The organism is Limnobacter alexandrii, from assembly GCF_005871185.1.
In the GTDB taxonomy this organism is placed as follows: domain Bacteria; phylum Pseudomonadota; class Gammaproteobacteria; order Burkholderiales; family Burkholderiaceae_B; genus Limnobacter; species Limnobacter alexandrii.
Genome location: NZ_SWKN01000008.1, coordinates 174,129 through 194,622, shown reverse-complemented (window position 1 = coordinate 194,622; position 20,494 = coordinate 174,129). Strand labels below are relative to the sequence as shown.

Genomic DNA, 20,494 nt, shown 5'->3' with positions numbered 1-20,494 from the left:
CTTCGCAACTGTTTTGTATTGATGGAAAACAATACCGGAATATCAAAGAGCATGGATTCTAATGCACTACGATTGCGATGTGTACCTGCCCTGAAGGCATGATCAAGGAAATTTCGACAAGGTTCCTTGTCGAATCCCTTCCAGAATGGACATTTCACGTTCTTGAATCAACTGGAAAAACAGGGTTGGCTTTTCCAGCGAGGCGAAGGCATCCAGGCCCTGACTTAAAAAATCGTGGAAATCCTCTAAATTGGCCTTTTGCGCTGCACCACGCGTCATTCGCAGCAAAGGTCGCAAAAATGGCAGGCGCATCAACTTGCGCAAGGACTCGCCCACTTCCCGAACCAAAAGAATTTGCTGTTCCCGCAATTCGAATTGCCCTTGTTTCTTAAAGGCTTCAATGTAGGAAATAACTTGATGTGAATTATCCGAATAAAACCCTTTCTCATTGATAAATAAAGTTAATTCATCATCCATAAGTTCTGCCAGGTAATCCATGTAAATCACTTTTCGCACGGTATCTACTGCGGCACCGGGCAGCAGTTTCTCCAGCTTGGGCAACACACGTTCCACTTGGTGATCTCGCATACTCACATCTTGTGTGCAGTACAGCTGATCCAGGAAAAAGCGACAAGCGGGACGCATTCCCTTGTCTTGAAGTAAATCCTGATATGTACTTTCCAATCTGTTGTTTTGAAATATTTTTATGTCTTTTTTCAACTTTAAAAACTCGGCGGAACGCCCCTGCCCCTGACGAAGGGCTGTGATGGCTTTCTGTAGCTCCAGGGGTGCGCTGTGAATGTCGAGCATGGTCATTGGCAATCGTTGGTTGAGATCAGTTTGAAAACAAATGCTGCAGAGCAACACAAATCAGACATGGAAAATAGTCAAAATTTATGTTTACATCCGTTAATGTTAAACCGGAGAGTGAGACAACAATGAACGCCCCATCCAAAGCACACGGCCAAGAATTGACAGCAGCAGAACTAAAAGCAACTTTGGAGTCTTTGAAGCAAGCTTACCGCATCAACCCCTACCCGGAGTGGAACCAGCGCAAAGCATGGTTGATGGCCTTAAGCGACATGATTTATGACAACAAGCTGCGAATCGCGGAAGCCATTTCCGAGGATTTCGGCTACCGCTCAAAAAATGACACCCTGTTGGCTGAGGTATTCCCCTCACTCGAAGGCATACGCCACGCCATCAAACACGGTAAAAGCTGGATGAAGCCGCGCAACGAAGGCGCCAGCATTTGGTTCAAGCCTGCCAGCACTCGCCTGATGCCCCAACCCTTGGGTGTGGTGGGTGTGATTGTGCCTTGGAACTATCCCCTGTTTTTGTCCATCGGCCCCATGATTGCCGCGCTGGCCGCAGGCAACCGTGTGTTCATCAAGATGAGCGAATACACCCCCCGCTTTAGCGCCTTGCTTGACGAGCTATTGGGCAAAGCCTTGGGCCGCGAGGTGGTACAGGTAATCAACGGTGGCCCTGAAGTGGCTGCAGAGTTTTCCCGCTTGCCGTTTGACCACCTGCTGTTCACTGGCTCAACACCGGTGGGCAAAATGGTCATGAAAGCCGCCAGCGAAAACCTGGTTCCTGTGACACTTGAATTGGGCGGCAAAAGCCCTGTGATTATCACTGCGCCTACCGTGGCCAACGCCAGCCGGTTTGAAAATGCGATTGCGCGCACATTGTCCGGCAAGTCGATCAATGCCGGGCAAACCTGTATTGCCCCAGACTACCTGATGGTGCCGGAAGGCTGCGAAGAACAGTTGATCCAGCATGCCAAAGCCATTATTGACCGCCGCTTCCCGGACGGCATTTTGTCCAAAGATTTCACAGGTATTGTTTCCGATCGCCATGCCACCCGCCTGCAACGCCTAATTGACGAAGCTGCGGAACAAGGTGCGCGCGTGGTGACACTCATGAAAACTGGCGACAGCCCGGGGCGCAAAATTCCAATGACTTTGGTGTTCAATGCCAAGCCCGATTCCATGCTGATGCAGGAAGAAATTTTTGGCCCTGTGCTGCCTGTGATCACTTACAAACGGCTGGATGAAGCCTTGGACTACATCAACGACCGCCCTCGCCCACTGGCCTTGTACCTGTTTGACGACGAATCGAAAACCCAAGACATGGTGATGAAGCAAACCATTGCTGGCGGCGTTTGTCTGAATGAAACCCTGTTCCACATTGCACAGGAAAACCTGCCCTTCGGCGGTGTGGGCGACTCTGGCATGGGCCACTACCATGGCAAGTTCGGTTTTGACACCATGACCAAATTGAAGCCGATTTTCAAACAAAGCCGTTTCCACGTCATGGAAATGTTGTCGCCACCCTATGACAACAAAATGTTTGCCTTCATGACCAAACTGCTAACCCGCAAGGTATAAGCCAAAGCTTCATGAACAGACGTCAATTTTTCAAGTTCGGTGCCGCCGGCCTGCTGCTGGCTGGTGGCCTGAGCTGGTTGGGCAAACACTTTGCCAAGGTGGAAGTGCTTGCTGGTCAGTCCGTTGTTCAGCAGCAGCACATCCCCATGCTGAAAGCAATTGCAGAGGGGCTGCTGGACCCTGCGCTGCCTGCAACAGGCAGAACACAATCCATCGAGGCCGCAGTCAACGCGTTTGTGGATGCCACGAAGACACTGGCTGCCAGTGCGCAAGCCGAGCTGGGCCAATTGCTGAATATTCTTGAAAATCCGGTGGGAAGAAGATTGATTGCTGATTTGGGCAACAGCTGGGAAGAAGCCACGCCAGCCCAGGTGCAGGCCTTTCTGGTGTCGTTTCGTGACCACCCAATTCCAGCACTTCAGCCCGGCTACCACGCACTGCACGACCTGATGATGGCGGGCTGGTATGGACTGCCCAGTCAGTGGGCCGACATGGGCTATCCTGGCCCACCTTTCCAAGTTCTCTGACCCTTTTTCTCACCAATGATTGAACAAGAAATCAAACCCATGGCTACCCTATCGGGCGAACTAGTGCCCGACCTTTTTGCAGCCGGCATTGCGAATGGCTGGAAAGCCTATGAGGCGCACAAGCGCGAAATGCCCAAGCAGATGAGTGCGGATGTGGTGATCATTGGCACCGGCGCGGGTGGCGGCATTACTGCTGAAATTTGTGCAAAGGCTGGCCTGAAGGTGTTGTTGATTGAAGAAGGCCCGCTGAAAACGTCGAAAGATTTCAAAATGCTGGAATCCGTGGCTTACCCCACGCTTTACCAGGAAAGCGCTGGCCGCAAAACAGCCGACAAGGCCATCAACATTTTGCAGGGTCGTGCCGTGGGTGGTTCAACCACCGTGAACTGGACTTCAAGCTTTAGAACCCCTGCAGACACGCTGGCATTTTGGCAAAACCAGTTTGTCTTGAAAGACATGACCGTGGAGGCCATGGCCCCCTGGTTTGAGCAAGCCGAACGCCGCCTGAATATTGAAGACTGGCAAGTGCCACCGAACGAAAACAACGACATTTTGCGCCGTGGTGCCGAGGCCAAGGGCATTTCATGGGGTGCAATTCGCCGCAACGTGAAAGACTGCTGGAATCTGGGCTATTGCGGCATGGGCTGCCCCACCAACGCAAAACAATCCATGTTGGTCTCCACCATACCCACCGCCCTGCAACAAGGTGCGGAATTGATCGCCTCGCTGCGAGCCCATTCTTTCAAAATTTCTCAGGGTCGAATTCGCACACTGCGCTGCCAGGTCATGAACCCGGATGGCGTGTTGCCCTCTGGTAAAGAAGTGGAAATTACTGCCAAGCACTTTGTGTTGGCTGGCGGGTCCATCAATAGCCCGGCCGTACTGTTGCGATCAAATGCAAGCGATCCTTATGACCGATTGGGCGAACGCACCTTCCTGCACCCAGTGGTTATTTCTGCCGCTGCAATGGAACAGGAAGTGCGCGCGGACGCCGGTGCGCCACAAACCATCTACAGCGACCATTACCTGCACACCGACCCGATCGACGGGCCAGTGGGCTTCAAGCTGGAGGCACCGCCCCTGCACCCGGTTATTTTTGCATCGACCCTGCCCGGCTTTGCGAAAAAGCACAGAGATGTCATGCGCAATTTCTCAAAAACGCACATGCAACTCGCCTTGCTTCGCGATGGTTTCAATTCAGGCAGCGTGGGCGGCCAAGTGCGCTTGAACAGCGACGGCAGCCCTGTGCTGGACTACAAACTGACCCCGGCAATTTGGGATGCTGCCCGCCGAGCCCTGGTGGCCATGGCCGAACTGCAACATGCCGCGGGCGCGCTCAGTACCCTGCCCGTGCATGAATTTTCGAAACCTGCCAACAACATTGATGAAGCCTTGAAGCAGATCAATGAACTCGACATGAAGCCCTTGGCCATGAAAGTGGTTTCGGCCCATGTGATGGGCGGTTGCGCCATGGCCGGTGAGGAAAAACTGGGCGTTGCACGGCCGGATGGCCGCCACTGGCAAATCGAAAATCTGTCCATTCACGATGGCTCTCTGTTTCCCACCAGCATTGGCGCTAACCCGCAGTTGTCCATTTACGGCCTTACCAACAAACTCAGCCAGCAATTGGTGGCTGAACTGACTGGTCAGGCTGCCTCTGCGCTGGCCTGAAATACATGATTCGCCAACTCAACAGGCTGTACTGGATTGGCTACATTTCAGTCATGTTTGGCTTGTATTGGGCGCTCCATCACTGGTTTGGGATACGGACAGACAACGCTGCCGTGGCTGCCATTGCTTTGGTAGTCGGTGTGTTGTTTGCAGCCCATGTGGGCTTCAACATATCCGGTTTTGCCCTGTCCTACAGTGTTCGTCAAATTCCACAAGTGCGCGACAAGGGGCTGCCCTTTCACAGCACCGAAGGTGAAGGCTTTCATCGGCTTAGCCTTGCCCGTTGGATTAAAGCAGTGTTGGCTGAAAGTATTGGCTCATTGAAACTGATCACACTGCTTCAGCCCTGGGCACCCAACCCCGACGGCATTCAACTGGCAGGCAAAAACTGGCGCAAGAAGAAACCTTTACCCGTATTGCTTGTACATGGTTATCTGTGCAATTCCGCAGTGTGGGCAGGCACGCGTGCCCTGCTTGAACGCGCCGACGTAAGCAGCCACGCCATTACGCTTGAGCCTGCAATCGGGTCCATTCGCAGTTATTCCGACGCCATTCACGAGGCGATTGATGAATTGTTGGTGGCAACTGGCGCCCCTCAAGTCAAGATCATTGCGCACAGCATGGGCGGTGTGGCGGTGCGCTATCACGCAACCGAATACGGGCACCACCGCATTGCCGGCATGATTACGATTGGCAGCCCGCATTACGGCACTGCTTTGTCCACCTTGGGTATCGGAAAAAATGTGAAGCAAATGGCATGGGGAAGTTTCTTCTTGAAAACCCTGCGCGAGCACCCCACAGACCGGGAATTTCAAACCAAAATTTGGTCACTCTGGAGCCCACAAGACAACATTGTGTGCCCACCAGTTTCGAGCAAACTGGAGTTTGGAAAAAACACCGCCGTGCCCGGTTGTGGGCACGTGGCTTTGGTGAACGACTCCACCACGGAAGACCTGATTCTCAACTGGCTTGCAGAAGATGCACAGGCCTACCCGCTGGCAGAAAATCGCGCTTAGAAGTGAATACCTTGCATCAAGGTTGAGAAGGCCACCTGTTCTGCAGAGGGTCCACCGCCCTTCTTGCCTTTGGCCGCCGATTCCGAATCCGGGAACATGCGGAAAGACGTGTTCATCAAAATTTGTGCCGGCTTCGGTATCAGCGCATGCATCACTTGGCCCAACACACCCAGGCGCGTTGCAATTCGAACCGGCTTGTGAATGACTGCCTGCGCAATCAAATCGGCCGCCTGCTCGGGGCTTAATGTAGGTACGTTGTTGTACAGCTTAGTGGGCGCAATCATGGGTGTGCGCACCAGCGGCATGTTGATGGTGGTGAAAGTAATGTTCAAGTCTGCAAATTCAGAGGCTGCGCAACGTGTCCAGGCATCCAGCGCACCTTTGGATGCGACGTAGGCCGAGAAGCGCGGCGCGTTGGTCAACACACCAATCGAAGAAATGTTCACCACATGGCCTTTGCGGCGCTCCATCATTTTTGGCAGCAAACCATAAGTTACCCGCAGTGCACCGAAGTAGTTCAACTGCATGGTGCGCTCCAGGTCGTGGAAGCGGTCGAAGCTGTTTTCAATGCCCCGGCGAATCGAGCGGCCGGCGTTGTTGACCAGAATATCCACATGGCCGAAATCGGCCAGCAATTGCGCAACGAAACGATCACAATCCTGCATGTCTGCGATATCAACGGAGTAGGTGTGCAGGGTGTTGCCTTCTGATTTGATCAGGGCTTTGGCTTCTGCCAGTTTTTCTTCATCGCGGCCACAAATTACGGTAATTGCTCCCGCCGCTGCGAATTTTTGTGCAGCAGCCAAACCAATACCGGATGAACCACCGGTGATCAGCACCACCTTGTCTTTCACCTGCCCGGTCAGGCTTCGGTCGATGAACAAGTCGGGATCGAGGTGACGCTCCCAGTAGTCCCAAATCGCCCATGCATAGTCTTCAAGGCGCGGGCACTCAATGCCACTGCCATCCAGCGCGGCCAGGGTTTGGCGGCAATCGTAACGGGTTGGCCAGTTAATGTAACCAAACACTTCTTCAGGTAAAGCCAGGTCTTTCAGCAAAGCATTGCGAATTCGGCGAACGGGGGTCAGGCTCATCAAACCTTTCTTCACTGCCCCGGGCACAAAACCGAACATGGCTGCATTAATCCGCATTTCCATTTTCGGCGCATGGGCTGCGCGCGCAAAAATGTTCAGCACATCGCCGATTCGATTGGGGCTGGGGTCAACCAGGTGGAATGCCTTGCCGTCTAAATCAGGTTGATGCGCAATGTAATCCATCGCGTTGACCACAAAATCGACGGGCACAATATTGATTCGGCCACCCTCGATACCAATGGTCGGCACCCAGGAAGGCAGCAACTTGCGCATTTTCTGGATCAACTTGAACAGGTAATAAGGCCCGTCAATTTTGTCCATCTCGCCGGTTTTGGAATCACCCACCACAAAGCCGGGGCGATACACACGCCAGGCACCCTTTACTTTCTTGCGCACAATTTCTTCGGAGTCGTGCTTGGTGCGGAAATAAGGGTGGTCCAGGTTCTCGGCCTCTTCAAACATGTCCTCGCGGAACACGCCTTCATACAAGCCCGCAGCGGCGATCGAGGAAGTCAGTTGAAAGCAGCCTGCGCCAATTGCATTGGCCAGGTCAACTGCGTTCTCGGTGCCCTTGATGTTGGTCTCTTGCTGACTTTCCGCATCGGCGGCCAAATCATAAATCGCTGCCAAGTGGAAAAAATGGGCAATATTTTTGCTGAGTTCCTTGATTTCGGTGGCTTTCAAACCCAGCTTGGGTTTGGTCAGGTCACCAACCACAGGCACACACTGGCCTTTTTTCGCACCCCAATATTTTTGCAGCTCGGGGACTTTGTCCAGGCTTGATTCACGAATCAAAAAATAAATGGTGCCTTTGCGCTTTTGCTCAACCAAGCGCTTCACCAATCGTTTACCGATGAAGCCAGTGGCTCCGGTCACAAAATAATTCATGTATGTCTTCTCCGCGCGGGGTTTTTTTATGGAAGATACGTCTCTGGAAGGCTTACTATAACTGCCCGCCCGAAATTCTCAAACTCCATGCGGGCTGTGACGGTGTTTTGTCAGCACCCTGCTTACGGGAAAACACGAGGTAGGGTTTAGTGTGCCTTCTCTAGTGTGGCCTCGATAAACTACTACAATAAACAAAAAAGGCAGTGACCCCAATGGGTCCTTTCGCCATCACAAGGAGAGACAACATGGCCGGTAAGAAAAAGCCCATCAAAGGTGCAGTCGACAGCGCGCAACAATTGTGGACCGCTGGCGTGGGTGCCATCACCAAAGCGCAAGAAGAAAGCAACCGTGTTTTGGAAAACCTGGTCAAGGAAGGCCATGAAATTCAGGAGCGAACCGTGAAATTTGCAGATCAAAAAGTGGTTGAAGTGACAGGCAAGGTCAGCAAGCTGGCCGGCTCTGTGTCCAGCAAGGCAACCCAGCACTGGGACAAGCTTGAACAAGTGTTCGAGGAACGCGTAGCCCGCGCCTTGGGCCGATTGGGCGTTCCCACCAACAAGGACGTTCAGCAACTGTCCGAACGAATTGATCAGTTGTCTGCCGCGATTGCCGAATTGACTGGCAAAAAAGTGGACACCAAAGCGACCACTGCAAAGCGCACCACCGCGCGCACCAAAAAATCTGCTGAGTAATTGAACCCCATGCCGACAAGACCAATGGCGGTCTTGTCGAACACTCTTCAGGGCTGGAGCTCACAACCCGCATGAACAATCAAAACCCTGGCCCGAAAATCGGGTTGGCCTTGGCTGGTGGCGGCCCCTTGGGCGCTATCTATGAAATTGGTGCCTTGGTCGCCCTTTCCGAGGCTGTCGACGGACTCGACCTGAACGACATGAGTGTCTATGTGGGTGTTTCGGCAGGCGGTATTGTGGCCACCGGTTTGGCACACGATTTAACCCCACATCAAATCTACAAATTGTTCATAGAGGGCGAACCCGAAGAATTCGCATTTGATCCTTCCATTTTGTTGCGCCCGGCCTGGAAAGAATACTGGATGCGCCTTCGCAAGGTACCCAGCCTGTTGGGCACCGCCATTTCAGATTATTTTTTGCGCGACGACGCCACATGGGTCAGTTGCATCGAGCGCCTGGGGGCTGCAATACCCACTGGATTGTTCAATGGCGACGAACTGCATGAATGGATGGCCGACCTGATCGCCAAAGGTGGTGGCACCAACGATTTCCGCAGCCTGCGCAACCGCCTCATTCTGGTGGCCACCGACCTGGATTCGGGCGATTCCATTCCCTTTGGTATGCCAGGGTTTGATGACGTGCCAATTTCCAAAGCCGTGCAGGCCTCCGCGTCGCTACCCGGCCTGTTTCCGCCCACACGCATTGCCAACCGGCATTACGTGGACGGTGCGTTGAAAAAAACCCTGCATGCTTCCACCGCCTTGAAAGAAGGTGTAGAGCTATTGATTTGCCTGAACCCGCTGGTGCCTTACGACGACAGGCTGAACCCTAAAAATCACCGCCGCCGCGCCAAGGGAAAGGCCTTCCAGCCCGGTTCGCGTTTGTATGAAGGCGGCTTGCCATTGGTGTTGTCACAAACCTTCCGCTCAATTATCCATTCACGCATGGACATTGGCATGGAACGCTACGGACACCTTTATCCCAATGCAGATATCGTGCTGTTTGAACCGCAACACGGCGACGGCGAATTTTTCTTCACCAATCCTTTCAGCTACGCCAGCAGGCGCCGTTTGTGCGAACACGCTTACCAACGCACCCGCGAAGAATTGTGGGCACGCAGATACGATCTGGCCGAACGGTTTTCACGGCATGGGCTGGAACTGAACCTGGAAGTATTGAAGGATCCCACCTTGCATTTGAGCAACAAGGTCAGCAAGAAGCCGGCACGCACGGGATCGATGGTGTCAAAGTTTGATCAGCTTGAAGACTCGCTGAACGAGCTTGATCGTTACATCCGGATTGCAAAAACCAGAAATGCTGCTTGATGACGCCATTACACACTGGTAACAAGGGCAGTGAAGCCCCAAATACTCGACAAAACAACGTAGACTAATAAAATTCAAAAATACCAATAACAGACTTGCTGCATGAAGTCTTAAGCTTGATCAGGACTTTGGCCAGACAGGAGACGACCAGAACATGGAACGCAAGCCTCCAAGAAGAACAAGAGAACGAATTCTTGATTTGTCGCTCAGGCTTTTCAATGAATTCGGGGAGCCCAATATTACGACCACCGTGATCGCCGATGAAATGAACATCAGCCCCGGTAATTTGTACTATCACTTCCGCAACAAAGACGACATCGTCAACAGCATTTTTGCCAGTTTCGAGAAGGAAATTGATGGCCTGCTCGACGTACCTGGCAACCGTCAGGCCAACATTGAAGATGCCTGGCTTTATCTTCAGGTTTCATTCGAACTGATCTGGCGCTATCGCTTTTTGTACCGCGACTTGAACGACCTGCTGTCGCGCAACCGTACCCTTGAAATTCATTTCAAACGAATTTTGAAACACAAGGTGGATGTTGCACGCCGCCTGTGCCAGGGCCTCGTTGAGTCGGGCGACATGATGGCCTCTCAACCACAAATCAATGCACTGGCCACCAATATGGTGGTGGTAGCCACCTATTGGCTCTCGTTTGAATACGTGCGCGACCCACGCCACTTCAACGATGAGGCCACCATGAGTGCCGCACTGGCCAATGGCGTTTACCAGGTGATGTGTTTGCTGGCGCCCTATTTGCAAGGCAATGCCAAAGAACTTTTTGAAAGCCTGGCCCAATCATTTATTACTGAAGAAAACACATAACAAGACTTAGGAGAACTTATGAGCGACTTGAAAGCCCGTTTTGAAAAGGCCGTGGCGGAATCCAAATCACTGCCCGCCCGCCCTGACAACCAAACCCTGTTGAAAATTTACGCCCTGTTCAAACAATCAACAGAAGGCGACAACACCGGCAAACGCCCTGGCTTCACCGACATTGTTGGGCGTGCAAAATACGATGCATGGAAAGGCCTTGAAGGCACGAGCAATGACCAGGCCATGCAGAATTACATTGATCTGATTGAGTCGCTGAAATAAATCAAGGCAATGAATCCCATAAAAAAACCGGCCAATGGCCGGTTTTTTTATGGCTGCTTGAAAAAATCTGGTAACTGTTTGGAATCGACTGGCACAGCATCAAGTTTCGCGGCCACGTGCACACACACGGTTCTGCAAAGCTCCACGACAGTGGGCTCTTTGACTTGATACAACACCAGGGTTCCCTCTTTGCGTCGCTGCAATACACCAGCCCTGTACATCAAATTCAGATGCCGGGAAATATTCGACTGTGTTGAATCAACCTCTTCCACAATGTCGTTGACCGACTTCTCGCCATTGCACAAGGCATGGATGATTTTTAGTCGCGTGGGTTCAGACAAGACTGCAAAGTAGCCAGACACTTGTTCCAGCAGGGAATCCAGTTCACTCATAGCATGACCGATGTGTTTTTTTATATTGGAACGATTGTACCCCCGTTTTTACACGGGGGTAGAGGCTTAGTGATTGGCGAGCAAAAGCCCGGCGTGTTCACGCATTGGGTGAAACTCAATTGTTTCCCAGCGCTTCTGCATCACATCCAGATCGAACCTTGAGGTCGCCAAAAAGGCGTGTGTATCGGCCGCATCAGTCACCATGCGGCCCACATTGGCATCCATAAACCGGCGCAGGTCGTTGGCATTTTTACTGGTCACCCAACGGGCACAACTGTAGCGGCTCGGGGCCAAGCGCACCTCTACCCCGTACTCACCTTTCAAGCGCGCCTGCACTACCTCGAATTGAAGCTGACCAATGGCCCCCAACAACATTTCTGAACCCAGCAATGGCTTGAACACCTGGATGGCGCCCTCCTGGCCCAGTTCCATTAAACCTTTCTGTAGCTGCTTGCTTCGCATGGGGTCTTTGAGTTCAACGGATGCGAACAATTCCGGTGCAAAAAACGGCAATCCCGTGAATTGCAAGCCTTCGCCTTCACTGAGCGAATCGCCCAACTGCAAACCACCATGCGTGGTCAAGCCAATGATGTCACCAGCGTAGGCTTCATCCACCCGGTCGCGACGCTGAGACAGAAAGGTCACCACACTGGTGGGGCGGAAGTCTTTTCCGGTGCGCAGCACCTTGAACTTCATGCCATGCTCAAACCGCCCGGAAAGTACCCGCACAAAGGCAATGCGGTCACGGTGAGAAGGATCCATATTTGCCTGAATCTTGAACACCACACCGCTGAATTTGCTCTCGGTGGGGGCCACTTCACGCTCAATCGCTTTGCGGGGTCCTGGGTGTGGTGCAACGTCTACCAAGGCGTCCAGCACTTCTTGAACACCAAAGTTGTTCACGGCAGAGCCAAAAAACATCGGGGTTTGCTTGCCCGCCAAAAACTCCGCAGCATCGAAACTTGGCGCAGCACCCGTCACCAACTCAATTTCCTGCTCAGCCTGCTTGAACTCGGCACCAAAACGGCTTCGCAACAACTCTCGATTGTCGCCATCAACCACTTCATCCTCTTCACGGCGGCGGTCGGCACCCGGGGTGAACACACGCATGTGGTTTTTGCGAATATCGAAAATACCGTGGAACAGCTTGCCCTGCCCCACTGGCCAGGCAAACGGCACACAAGGAATACCCAACGTGCTTTCAATTTCATCCATCAGTTCAAGGGGGTCACGCACCTCGCGGTCCATCTTGTTAACAAAAGTGATAATGGGTGTATTTCTGGCGCGGCATACCTCGATCAAACGCAAGGTTTGGGGTTCAACGCCGTTGGCAGCATCAATCACCATCAAGGCGGCGTCCACTGCGGTCAGCACACGGTAGGTGTCTTCAGAAAAGTCCTGGTGGCCGGGGGTATCAAGCAAGTTGATGACCTGGTCTCGGTACTCCATCTGCATCACAGAACTGGCCACCGAAATACCGCGCTGCTTTTCAATCTCCATCCAGTCCGAGGTGGCGTGGCGGCTTGCCTTGCGTGCTTTCACACTGCCCGCAATTTGAATGGCACCCGCGAACAGCAACAACTTCTCGGTCAGCGTTGTTTTGCCTGCATCGGGGTGGGAAATAATTGCAAACGTTCGGCGACGTTTGACTTCGGATTCAATGGACACAGCAGCCCTTTGGCGCAAAAGCCGTGATTTTACACGCCTGGGGGCTTAAATTCACCCCCTTTCATTTTCATATCGATCAATAAATCAATACCCTGACAAAAACCCTGTTGCGGACATCCCGTATTGCTCATTTTTATTATAAATACGACATTACCCAGGTGTTCTTACACAATCGACTCGTTCAACAAAAGAACGAAAACAACCACAAAGCCCAATACCCAATGGGCACAAGTTTCATCAAAACATAGGGGATACCAATGAAAGCAATTCTGGCAAAAACCGCCGTTGCGGTCAGCCTGGCAGCATTCGCCATGGGCGCAGCTTACGCCGACAAATCCAAATGGCCCAAAAGCTTTACAGTAGGCACCGCCTCACAAGGCGGCACATACTATGCCTACGGTGCTGGTTGGGCCAACCTGGTGGCCGAAACTGTGGGAATCACAGGCGGTGCGGAAGTCACTGGTGGCCCCACTCAGAACCTGGCACTGGTGCACACCGGCAAGCTGGCGTTTGGCATGACCACCATGGGCCCGGCCCGCGAGGCACTGGACGGCAAAAGCCCCCTGGCTCCCGGCTTGAAAATGAACAAGGTTTGCGCCATGTTCCCCATGTACCAAACCCCATTTTCTGTCACAGTGCTTTCCTCCAGTGGCATCAAATCCATCAAGGACATCCCTCCTGGCTCAAAAATCGGTTTTGGTCCAGCAGGTTCCACCTCGGACACCTACTTCCCGAAAATGCTTGAAACCCTGGGCGTGAAATTCGAGCGTCGCAACGGTGGCTGGAGCGACTTGGGCGGTCAATTGCAAGATGGCCTGATCGATGTGGTGGCATTCGCAGCGGGTGTGCCCATTCCTGCGGTAACTCAACTGGAAGTACAAACCAAAATCAATATTCTCGAGTTCACAGAAGCTGAACAGAAGAAAATCATGGACACCTACCCCGTGTCTGCGTTCCCGATCAAGGCAAACACTTATAAAACCTTGACCAAAGACGCACGCGCCGTCTCCATGTGGAACTACGCAATTGCCAATTGCGACCTGCCAGAGAGCTTTGTTTATGAGGCCACCAAGGCGGTATTGGACAACAACGAAAAAATGTTGAACATCCACAAAGGTGCCCGCACTACCCTGGCAGAAAACTGGGACAAGAACACCTTCATCCCCTTCCACCCAGGTGCAGTGAAGTACTACGAAGAAAAAGGCTTCAAGATTCCGGCGAATCTGAAGCTCAAGTAAAAAGCAAGCAGCCTTGAAGGCTGAACCGGAAAGCGCTGAGCTCGACTTGCGAGTTCGGCGCTTTTCTCAAACCTCAATTCTCAATTTTCTGAATCGGTCCAATCATGTCCAAATCCACCAGCATATCCAGTCAGGCAGAAGAGGAACGCCTCATTGCCCAAGGCGTCGATGACGAGCCCATGGCGAGCAACCAACGCAATTTTGTGCAAAAAACGGCGCTGTTTGTCTCAATCATTTCTGCCGCTTATGCGTTTTGGCATGTGTTTTCCTTGAACGTCGCACCGGTTGAAACCTGGGCGTTTCGCATACTGCACGTTTCAGGCGCACTAATAATCGGCTTCATTGCCTATTCCTCAGCCAACATTGATCAGCCTCAACGGGGCAATCAAATGCTGATCAAAGCATTGGCTGTCTTACTGGCCCTGCCTGCCCTCTATTCGCTTTATGTCGTGTTCGATATGAGCCAGATCATCGCCAGCGGCGAAATGATCACACCCGAAATGGAAGTCAACCAGTTTGGCATTCCCTTGGCCATAGCAGCACTGGGTGCCATTGTGGCCTCGTGGTTTCTGCGCCCGGAAGGCCACCGCTTCAACTGGCTGGACGGCACGCTTGTACTGGCCACCATTGCAAGCACTGCGTACCTGATGGTGCACCTGGATGGCACGGCGCTGCGCATGCGCGCAGGCACTCCTTTCGCCTCGCCCGGCAACGCCTGGGCTGCCATGGTTGGGCTCGCCTTGATTCTGGAGCTAACCCGCCGTGTCGCCGGAAGCGCCCTGGTCATCATTGCCTCAATTTTCGTGGTGTATTCCTTTGTGGGCCCCTACCTGCCAGGCTTTCTGACCCACGACGGCTTTGATTTCAGTCGTTTCTTTTCCTACATCTACACCGATGCCGGTGTATTGGGCGCAACCACCGCTGTGTCTTCTACCTACATTATTTTGTTCATTGTGTTTGCGGCATTCCTTCAGGCCTCCAAAGTAGGCGACTACTTCGTGAATTTTGCCTTCGCCGCCGCTGGCCGCGCACGGGGCGGCCCCGCGAAAGTCGCAGTATTCGCTTCAGGCCTGATGGGCATGATCAACGGCACCAGCGCGGGCAATGTGGTCGCCACGGGTTCACTGACCATTCCGCTCATGAAAAAAGTGGGCTACAACGGAAAAACCGCTGGCGCGATTGAAGCTGCTGCGTCCACTGGTGGGCAAATCATGCCCCCAATCATGGGTGCAGGCGCATTTATCATGGCTGAAATCACCGGGATTCCTTATTCGGAAATTGCAATCGCTGCTGTTATTCCGGCGGTGTTGTACTTCCTTTCCACTTACCTGATGGTCGATTTTGAGGCGGCCAAGCTGGGTATGCGTGGCATGCGTTCGGATGAGTTGCCCCAGTTCTCCAAAATGGTGAAACAGGTATACCTTTTCATCCCCATCATCATTTTGATTGTTGCCCTGTTCATGGGTTATTCGGTGATTCGCGCTGGTACCTTGGCCACGGCCGCAGCGGCGGTAGTCAGTTGGCTATCACCTTTCAAAATGGGACCCAAAAGTATTTTCAAGGCGTTCGATCTGGCCGGTGTCATGTCCATCCAAATCATCACGGTGTGCGCCTGTGCGGGCATCATCGTTGGGGTAATCGCCTTGACTGGCGTGGGTGCCCGGTTCTCCTCAATTTTGCTGGACATTGCGGAAAACTCGCAGCTGATTGCTTTGTTCTTCGCCATGTGTATCGCCATTTTGCTGGGCATGGGCATGCCTACCACTGCGGCCTACGCGGTGGCTGCATCCGTGGTTGCACCCGGCCTGATTGAACTGGGAATTCAGCCCTTGGTGGCCCACTTCTTTGTGTTCTATTTCGCTGTCATCTCCGCCATCACGCCACCCGTCGCGCTGGCCTCATATGCAGCAGCAGGTATTTCCGGGGCCAACCCCATGGCTACGTCATTCACGTCTTTCAAAATCGGTTTGACTGCCTTTATCGTGCCCTTCATGTTCTTCTACAATGCCGCCCTGCTCATGGAAGGTGAATGGTTTGTCATTTTGCGCGCCTTCGTCACAGCATGTATCGGCGTATTCTTCCTGGCCGCTTCAATCCAGGGCTGGTTCTGGGGCGCGCACTCAAATTGGGTAGTACGCGGCGTCTTGTTGCTGGCAGCCCTCTGCATGATCGAGGGTGGCTTGTACACTGACATTGCTGGCGCAGTACTCGCCTTGATTGCAATTGTTCTTAATAAGTTTTTTAAAGGTAAACCTGCGCCTGAGCCAATCGTGCCTGCGCGCGGAATGGACTAAAAACTCAATCCCCTGAGGCTTTTACACTCATTTTTAGTGTAGAGCCTCAGGTTCAAACCCTTTCATTGCTAAAGCGATTTCCCTATAGTGCGAAGTGTCACGAAATTTGACTACCCGCTACCCAAGGAGATCTCACGATGTACGCATTTGAAAAAACAGCTGAACTGCTGACCAAAACCAACACTGAACTGAAGAACCAGCACCAAGCTGCAGCCAAGGCTCTGAACAGCCTGGTACAAGCTCAATTTGGTCTGTTGTCACAAGGTTTGGGCAACGCATTCACCGCTGCCGAGAAGCTGCCTTTGGCTGACAAGCCTGTGGTTGTAAACGCTCGCACTGAGATCAAGCAAGGCTTGGAAAAAGTAGTTGGCGTTAGCCAGGTTTACACACAGAAAGGTGTTGAACTGTTCGAACAGCAACTGCCAGTTGTAATCGACAAAGGTTTTTCCTACGCTGCCTTGGCCCTGTCACAAGCCGAGTCTTTGACTGAAAACGCAATCACCATGGGTGCAAGCGCCCTGGAGCAAGCCAAAAAAAACGAAACCCTGAAGCCCGCCATTGAACAGGCTGAGCAAATTGCTGCCCAGTTGTTCGAGAAAATTGGCGTGAAAGGCGAAGCCAGCGTAAAGAAAGCTGCCAAGAAGCCTGCTGCCAAGAAAGCAGCTGCACCACGTGCCAAGCGTGCTGCCGCTACACCAAAGGCTTCTGTCTGAAAAGACGCGGCCCAGCTGGAGCTGAGCTTTGAGTAAATAAAAAACCCTCGAATTTTCGAGGGTTTTTTTATGGCTGCAGTGAATTATTGACTGGGCGATCAGAGCAACCAAAGAATGAGGCCGTAGCACACACAGGCACCGAGAACGCCGACAAACCACTCCCGTTTGGTTTCCAGCTCACCCAGCATGGTCACATCAAAGCTCTTGTTTGCAAAATCGTCCATGACAATACTCCCGGTGCATAATGCACATGTGTTTTGATGACTCTATTTAAGTCCAAAAACACGGGTGAGTCTTTCCCACAAAGGGGGCCACCTTAATCGACTACCCCCAAGAGGTAAACCAGATGACAATCAGTTCTGCCAGTGCCTTTGCCGTTATTTCAGCGGGTATCTTTTTGCTCGTTGGGCTTTTCAGCGGATTGTGGAAGTTTTTGCAGATGTGGCGTAGTGAACAAGGGTTGGCACATCCCTACGTGGACATCGCCCACAGGGCTAGCCTGCTCTACGGTTTCGCATGCATCACCTTGGCCGTCCTTGCACATTTCAGCACATTCCATCCAGAGCGCAATTTGTTCGCAGTAGCAATCGTGATTGCATTTTTTGCATTGGCTGTTGCCGGCTATCTGATGCAAGCCGCCTTGAAAGGGCCAGACAACCAGTTGAGACAGCCGCACAAAATGGGCAAACATCCCATGCCCCGTGCGGGCGTGGCAGCCTTCATGGTCGCCTTGGTGTTGGCAGAAATTGGAGGAACACTCTATTTGTTTGCTGGCGCATTGCAGAACCCTTTGCTGAGATTCTGGTCTTAAGGAACAACTACGCTTACCCGGGAACACGTATGCCCACGCAGTTCACTCGCCGTTTGCTACTCGCCACCCTGACCATGCTGACCATGGCGGCCTGCAGCACAACCAGCCCAGCCAATTCGACTGGCCAATACCAGGCCAAGTCCAACTGGACCAGCTCGTTTTTAAGCCAGGTGATCGGCGGGCAAACCATGCCCGATGGTGTCAACAACTGGGCATGTCGCCCCACCAACGGTCAAAACCCGGTTGTGCTGATTCACGGCACTTTTTCGTCCAGCATGTATTCGTTCGGCGCATTGGGCCCCGCGTTGGCCAACCAAGACTTGTGCGTGTATTCAATTGATTACGGCGCAGCCGAACCCAGCGACTGGTTCAAGGGCGTCGGCCCTGTAGACGAGTCTGCTCAGCGCGTGGCTGATTTTGTGAAATTTGTGAAAACCGCCACGGGACAAAACAAAGTTACCTTGGTCGGCCATTCACAAGGCGGTTTGATTGGTTTTTATTATCTCAAAATGTTGCAAGGCGCCGACCATGTGGATCGCTTCGTGGCCTTGGCGCCCAGCGTGAATGGTACATCCATTGCAAAAACACCCAACCGAGATTTGGTGGATTATTGCTTGGCTTGTGCAGACCAACACCCTCGTTCGGCACTGTTACGCGAACTGAAAACAGGCCAAATCACCATGCCGGGCGTGCAATACAGTGTTCTGGTGACCAAAAACGACAAAGTGGTTCTGCCCGTTGAGAATCAGTTTGTCAAAGAGCCCGGCGTCCAAAACATTTATATTCAAGACGTGCTGCCCGGCAAAAGGGTGTCGCACAGCGGCATGTTGTACGACACCGAGACGCTCGATTTAATCGTCAAGCTGGTTCAGGGCCAAACAGTACAAACTGCCTCAAACTAAAGCGGTGTAGCTTCGGGTGGCGGCCTCGAAACGATACAGGGGGTCATTCACCAGTTGGGGGTCGATGCCTTCTTTCTTCAATTGCACTTTTTGGTATTTGAAAGTGCCGGTTGTTTCTACGGTTTGAAGCACCCGCACATACTGGGGCACGGCATAAGCGGGTAGCTGGCTGGTTACATGCGCGGCCAGTGCGCTCATGTCCAGTTGGGCTCCAGGCTTTACAGCCACTGCTGCCATGCCAGCCCGGCCATCAAACCCGTCCAGCTTCACGCCATAAACCACCGCATGCTCAAGAAACGGGAGTTTTGCCAACACCCCTTCCACTTCCGACGTTGCAACGTTCTCGCCTTTCCAGCGAAATGTGTCGCCCAAACGGTCTACAAACTGAATATGCTGCCACCCTTGCCTGCGTACCAAATCGCCCGAGTTGAACCAGCAGTCACCCCGTTTGAATACGTTGCGCAGCAACTTCCCCTCATTGGCTTTTGGGTCAGTGTAGCCATCAAAAGGTCGTAGATCAGTGACCTCGCTGATCAACAAACCCACTTCACCACGGGCCACAGTTTCACAAAATCCGCGTGCGTTTCGCAGCACTTGTTCCGAATCGGCATCGCAAGCAATTACTTCAAAGGGCATGGGGCAAAAACCCACTGTTTCCTTCAAACCAAAGGCATTCATGAAGCCCAGGTTGGATTCGCTTGCCCCATAAAACTCGAAAATTTGGTGAATACCGAAGCGGTTTTCAAAGTCTTCCCATATTTCCGGGCGCAAGCCATTGCCCAGTATCAGACGAATTTCATGGTTCTGATCGTCCATGCCCGGTGCCTGATTCAACAGGTAACGCAGCAACTCCCCGATGTAACAAAAGGCGGTGGCTTTGTAATGCGAAATACGCTTCCAGAATTGACTGGCACTGAATTTTTCATCCAGCGCAAAACAGGCCCCGCAGGCCAACACAACCCCAAGTGACACCGTCAGCGCATTGTTGTGATAAAGCGGCAAGCAACAGTAAAAAACATCGTCGGACGACAAACGCACCGCTGTGCTCATGCCCGAGGCTGCTTGCAACCAACGGTAGTGACTCATCACCGAGGCCTTGGGCAAGCCAGTGGTGCCTGAGGTGAAAATATAGAAACAAGGCGAACTTGCCACAATTTGGGCTGTTTGTGCCAGGTTGTGAGAGGGCTGTGTGCACCAGGCACTGCGAAAATCGCTCACTCTCAAGTGAGCGCTACTGGCTTGCAACGAGAGCAATTCAATGCCTTTGAGTAGCGCGCTGTGCCCTGATTCCAGTTCGTTGAGAATGTCCAGACCACGATCGCAAGCCAAAATTATTTTGGGCTTGACCAATTTCAAACTGTGCGCCTGCACTGCCCCTTGTTGATTGATATTCAACAGCGCTGCAACCGCACCCAATTTGGCACATGCAATGACTGCAAGCAAGGTTTCGGGCCGATTGACCGACAGCAGGCCCACAGTATCTCCTGCCTTGACACCCATCGAAAGCAAGCCTCGCGCCATTTGATTGCAAATTGAATTGGCTTGCGCGTAAGTCCAGCATTGCTGTTCGCTTTTCAGGAACGGCGATTTCGCATGTTTGCGTGCAGTCTCCTGAAACAACAAGCCGAGCGAACGGCGCGAATGGGGTCTGAGAAATGCCAAACTGGCCAGCGAAGGTAAAATATGCGGTACGTCAGGCAGAAAACCCAAGGCGCCTCTTGCAATGTCAATTGCGGATACTGTTTTGCCCTGAACTGTCATTTTGTGCGGTCTC

Annotated in this window: 19 protein-coding genes; 13 read left to right on the top strand and 6 right to left on the bottom strand. The window is 52.6% G+C overall.

Annotated elements, in window-relative coordinates:
• Positions 1 to 102: 102 nt before the first annotated feature.
• On the bottom strand, positions 103 to 816 hold the full coding sequence (locus tag FCS97_RS10505; RefSeq protein WP_138518385.1) for an FFLEELY motif protein: 714 nt from the start codon (positions 814 to 816) through the stop codon (positions 103 to 105).
• 122 nt (positions 817 to 938) lie between these two features.
• Between FCS97_RS10505 and FCS97_RS10500 the strand changes: the two genes are divergently transcribed.
• Genes FCS97_RS10500 through FCS97_RS10485 form a run of 4 tightly spaced genes read left to right on the top strand, consistent with a single transcriptional unit; the run spans position 939 to position 5,607 of the window.
• On the top strand, positions 939 to 2,393 hold the full coding sequence (locus FCS97_RS10500) for a coniferyl aldehyde dehydrogenase (RefSeq protein WP_138518384.1): 1,455 nt from the start codon (positions 939 to 941) through the stop codon (positions 2,391 to 2,393).
• A gap of 11 nt (positions 2,394 to 2,404) precedes the next feature.
• The gene (locus FCS97_RS10495) at positions 2,405 to 2,920 is read left to right on the top strand and encodes a hypothetical protein (protein WP_138518383.1); all 516 of its coding nucleotides are present in this window, start codon (positions 2,405 to 2,407) and stop codon (positions 2,918 to 2,920) included.
• 39 nt (positions 2,921 to 2,959) lie between these two features.
• Positions 2,960 to 4,591 carry a GMC family oxidoreductase gene (locus tag FCS97_RS10490; protein WP_246066247.1) on the top strand — a complete coding sequence of 544 codons (1,632 nt, stop codon included), beginning with the start codon at positions 2,960 to 2,962 and terminating at the stop codon, positions 4,589 to 4,591.
• A gap of 5 nt (positions 4,592 to 4,596) precedes the next feature.
• Positions 4,597 to 5,607: an alpha/beta fold hydrolase gene (locus FCS97_RS10485; RefSeq protein ID WP_138518381.1), complete on the top strand. Its 1,011-nt coding sequence runs from the start codon at positions 4,597 to 4,599 to the stop codon at positions 5,605 to 5,607.
• On the opposite strand, the gene FCS97_RS10480 is transcribed toward FCS97_RS10485, so the two are convergent.
• Positions 5,604 to 7,589 (bottom strand): SDR family oxidoreductase, encoded by a 1,986-nt coding sequence (locus FCS97_RS10480; RefSeq protein WP_138518380.1) that lies wholly within the window; start codon positions 7,587 to 7,589, stop codon positions 5,604 to 5,606. The two genes, FCS97_RS10485 and FCS97_RS10480, sit on opposite strands and share 4 nt — an antisense overlap.
• 245 nt (positions 7,590 to 7,834) lie before the next feature.
• Here FCS97_RS10480 and FCS97_RS10475 point away from each other — a divergent pair, with 245 nt between their 5' ends.
• The 4 genes from FCS97_RS10475 (at position 7,835) to FCS97_RS10460 (ending at position 10,702) form a co-directional block, all read left to right on the top strand.
• Entirely contained in the window at positions 7,835 to 8,281 is a 447-nt protein-coding gene (locus tag FCS97_RS10475) for a phasin family protein (RefSeq protein WP_008249861.1), read from the top strand.
• Between the two features lie 71 nt (positions 8,282 to 8,352).
• Positions 8,353 to 9,606, top strand: coding sequence for a patatin family protein (locus tag FCS97_RS10470; protein WP_138518379.1), 1,254 nt, complete (start codon positions 8,353 to 8,355; stop codon positions 9,604 to 9,606).
• A gap of 154 nt (positions 9,607 to 9,760) precedes the next feature.
• Positions 9,761 to 10,429, top strand: coding sequence for a TetR/AcrR family transcriptional regulator (locus FCS97_RS10465; protein ID WP_138518378.1), 669 nt, complete (start codon positions 9,761 to 9,763; stop codon positions 10,427 to 10,429).
• 18 nt (positions 10,430 to 10,447) lie between these two features.
• Positions 10,448 to 10,702 carry an acyl-CoA-binding protein gene (locus FCS97_RS10460; RefSeq protein ID WP_008249852.1) on the top strand — a complete coding sequence of 85 codons (255 nt, stop codon included), beginning with the start codon at positions 10,448 to 10,450 and terminating at the stop codon, positions 10,700 to 10,702.
• A 47-nt stretch (positions 10,703 to 10,749) separates the two neighbouring features.
• On the opposite strand, the gene FCS97_RS10455 is transcribed toward FCS97_RS10460, so the two are convergent.
• Both FCS97_RS10455 and FCS97_RS10450 read right to left on the bottom strand, forming a co-directional pair.
• On the bottom strand, positions 10,750 to 11,094 hold the full coding sequence (locus tag FCS97_RS10455) for an ArsR/SmtB family transcription factor (protein WP_138518377.1): 345 nt from the start codon (positions 11,092 to 11,094) through the stop codon (positions 10,750 to 10,752).
• A gap of 66 nt (positions 11,095 to 11,160) precedes the next feature.
• Entirely contained in the window at positions 11,161 to 12,762 is a 1,602-nt protein-coding gene (locus FCS97_RS10450; protein ID WP_138518376.1) for a peptide chain release factor 3, read from the bottom strand.
• A gap of 257 nt (positions 12,763 to 13,019) precedes the next feature.
• On the opposite strand from FCS97_RS10450, the gene FCS97_RS10445 reads away from it, so the two are divergent.
• From FCS97_RS10445 to FCS97_RS16705, 3 genes are all read left to right on the top strand, one after another.
• The gene (locus FCS97_RS10445; protein WP_138518375.1) at positions 13,020 to 14,000 is read left to right on the top strand and encodes a TAXI family TRAP transporter solute-binding subunit; all 981 of its coding nucleotides are present in this window, start codon (positions 13,020 to 13,022) and stop codon (positions 13,998 to 14,000) included.
• A 104-nt stretch (positions 14,001 to 14,104) separates the two neighbouring features.
• Positions 14,105 to 16,294: a TRAP transporter permease gene (locus tag FCS97_RS10440; protein ID WP_138518374.1), complete on the top strand. Its 2,190-nt coding sequence runs from the start codon at positions 14,105 to 14,107 to the stop codon at positions 16,292 to 16,294.
• Between the two features lie 137 nt (positions 16,295 to 16,431).
• A complete protein-coding gene (locus FCS97_RS16705; RefSeq protein WP_246066245.1) occupies positions 16,432 to 17,007 on the top strand; it encodes a hypothetical protein in 576 nt (191 codons plus the stop codon).
• Between the two features lie 98 nt (positions 17,008 to 17,105).
• Here FCS97_RS16705 and FCS97_RS16800 read toward each other — a convergent pair whose 3' ends face one another.
• On the bottom strand, positions 17,106 to 17,231 hold the full coding sequence (locus FCS97_RS16800; protein ID WP_281283837.1) for a hypothetical protein: 126 nt from the start codon (positions 17,229 to 17,231) through the stop codon (positions 17,106 to 17,108).
• 122 nt (positions 17,232 to 17,353) lie between these two features.
• Between FCS97_RS16800 and FCS97_RS10430 the strand changes: the two genes are divergently transcribed.
• On the top strand, positions 17,354 to 17,818 hold the full coding sequence (locus FCS97_RS10430; RefSeq protein ID WP_138518373.1) for a hypothetical protein: 465 nt from the start codon (positions 17,354 to 17,356) through the stop codon (positions 17,816 to 17,818).
• A 29-nt stretch (positions 17,819 to 17,847) separates the two neighbouring features.
• Positions 17,848 to 18,720 (top strand): esterase/lipase family protein, encoded by an 873-nt coding sequence (locus FCS97_RS10425; RefSeq protein ID WP_138518372.1) that lies wholly within the window; start codon positions 17,848 to 17,850, stop codon positions 18,718 to 18,720.
• Here FCS97_RS10425 and FCS97_RS10420 read toward each other — a convergent pair.
• Positions 18,712 to 20,481 carry a long-chain-acyl-CoA synthetase gene (locus FCS97_RS10420; protein ID WP_138518371.1) on the bottom strand — a complete coding sequence of 590 codons (1,770 nt, stop codon included), beginning with the start codon at positions 20,479 to 20,481 and terminating at the stop codon, positions 18,712 to 18,714. The genes FCS97_RS10425 and FCS97_RS10420 overlap by 9 nt on opposite strands.
• Between the last annotated feature and the right edge of the window lie 13 nt (positions 20,482 to 20,494).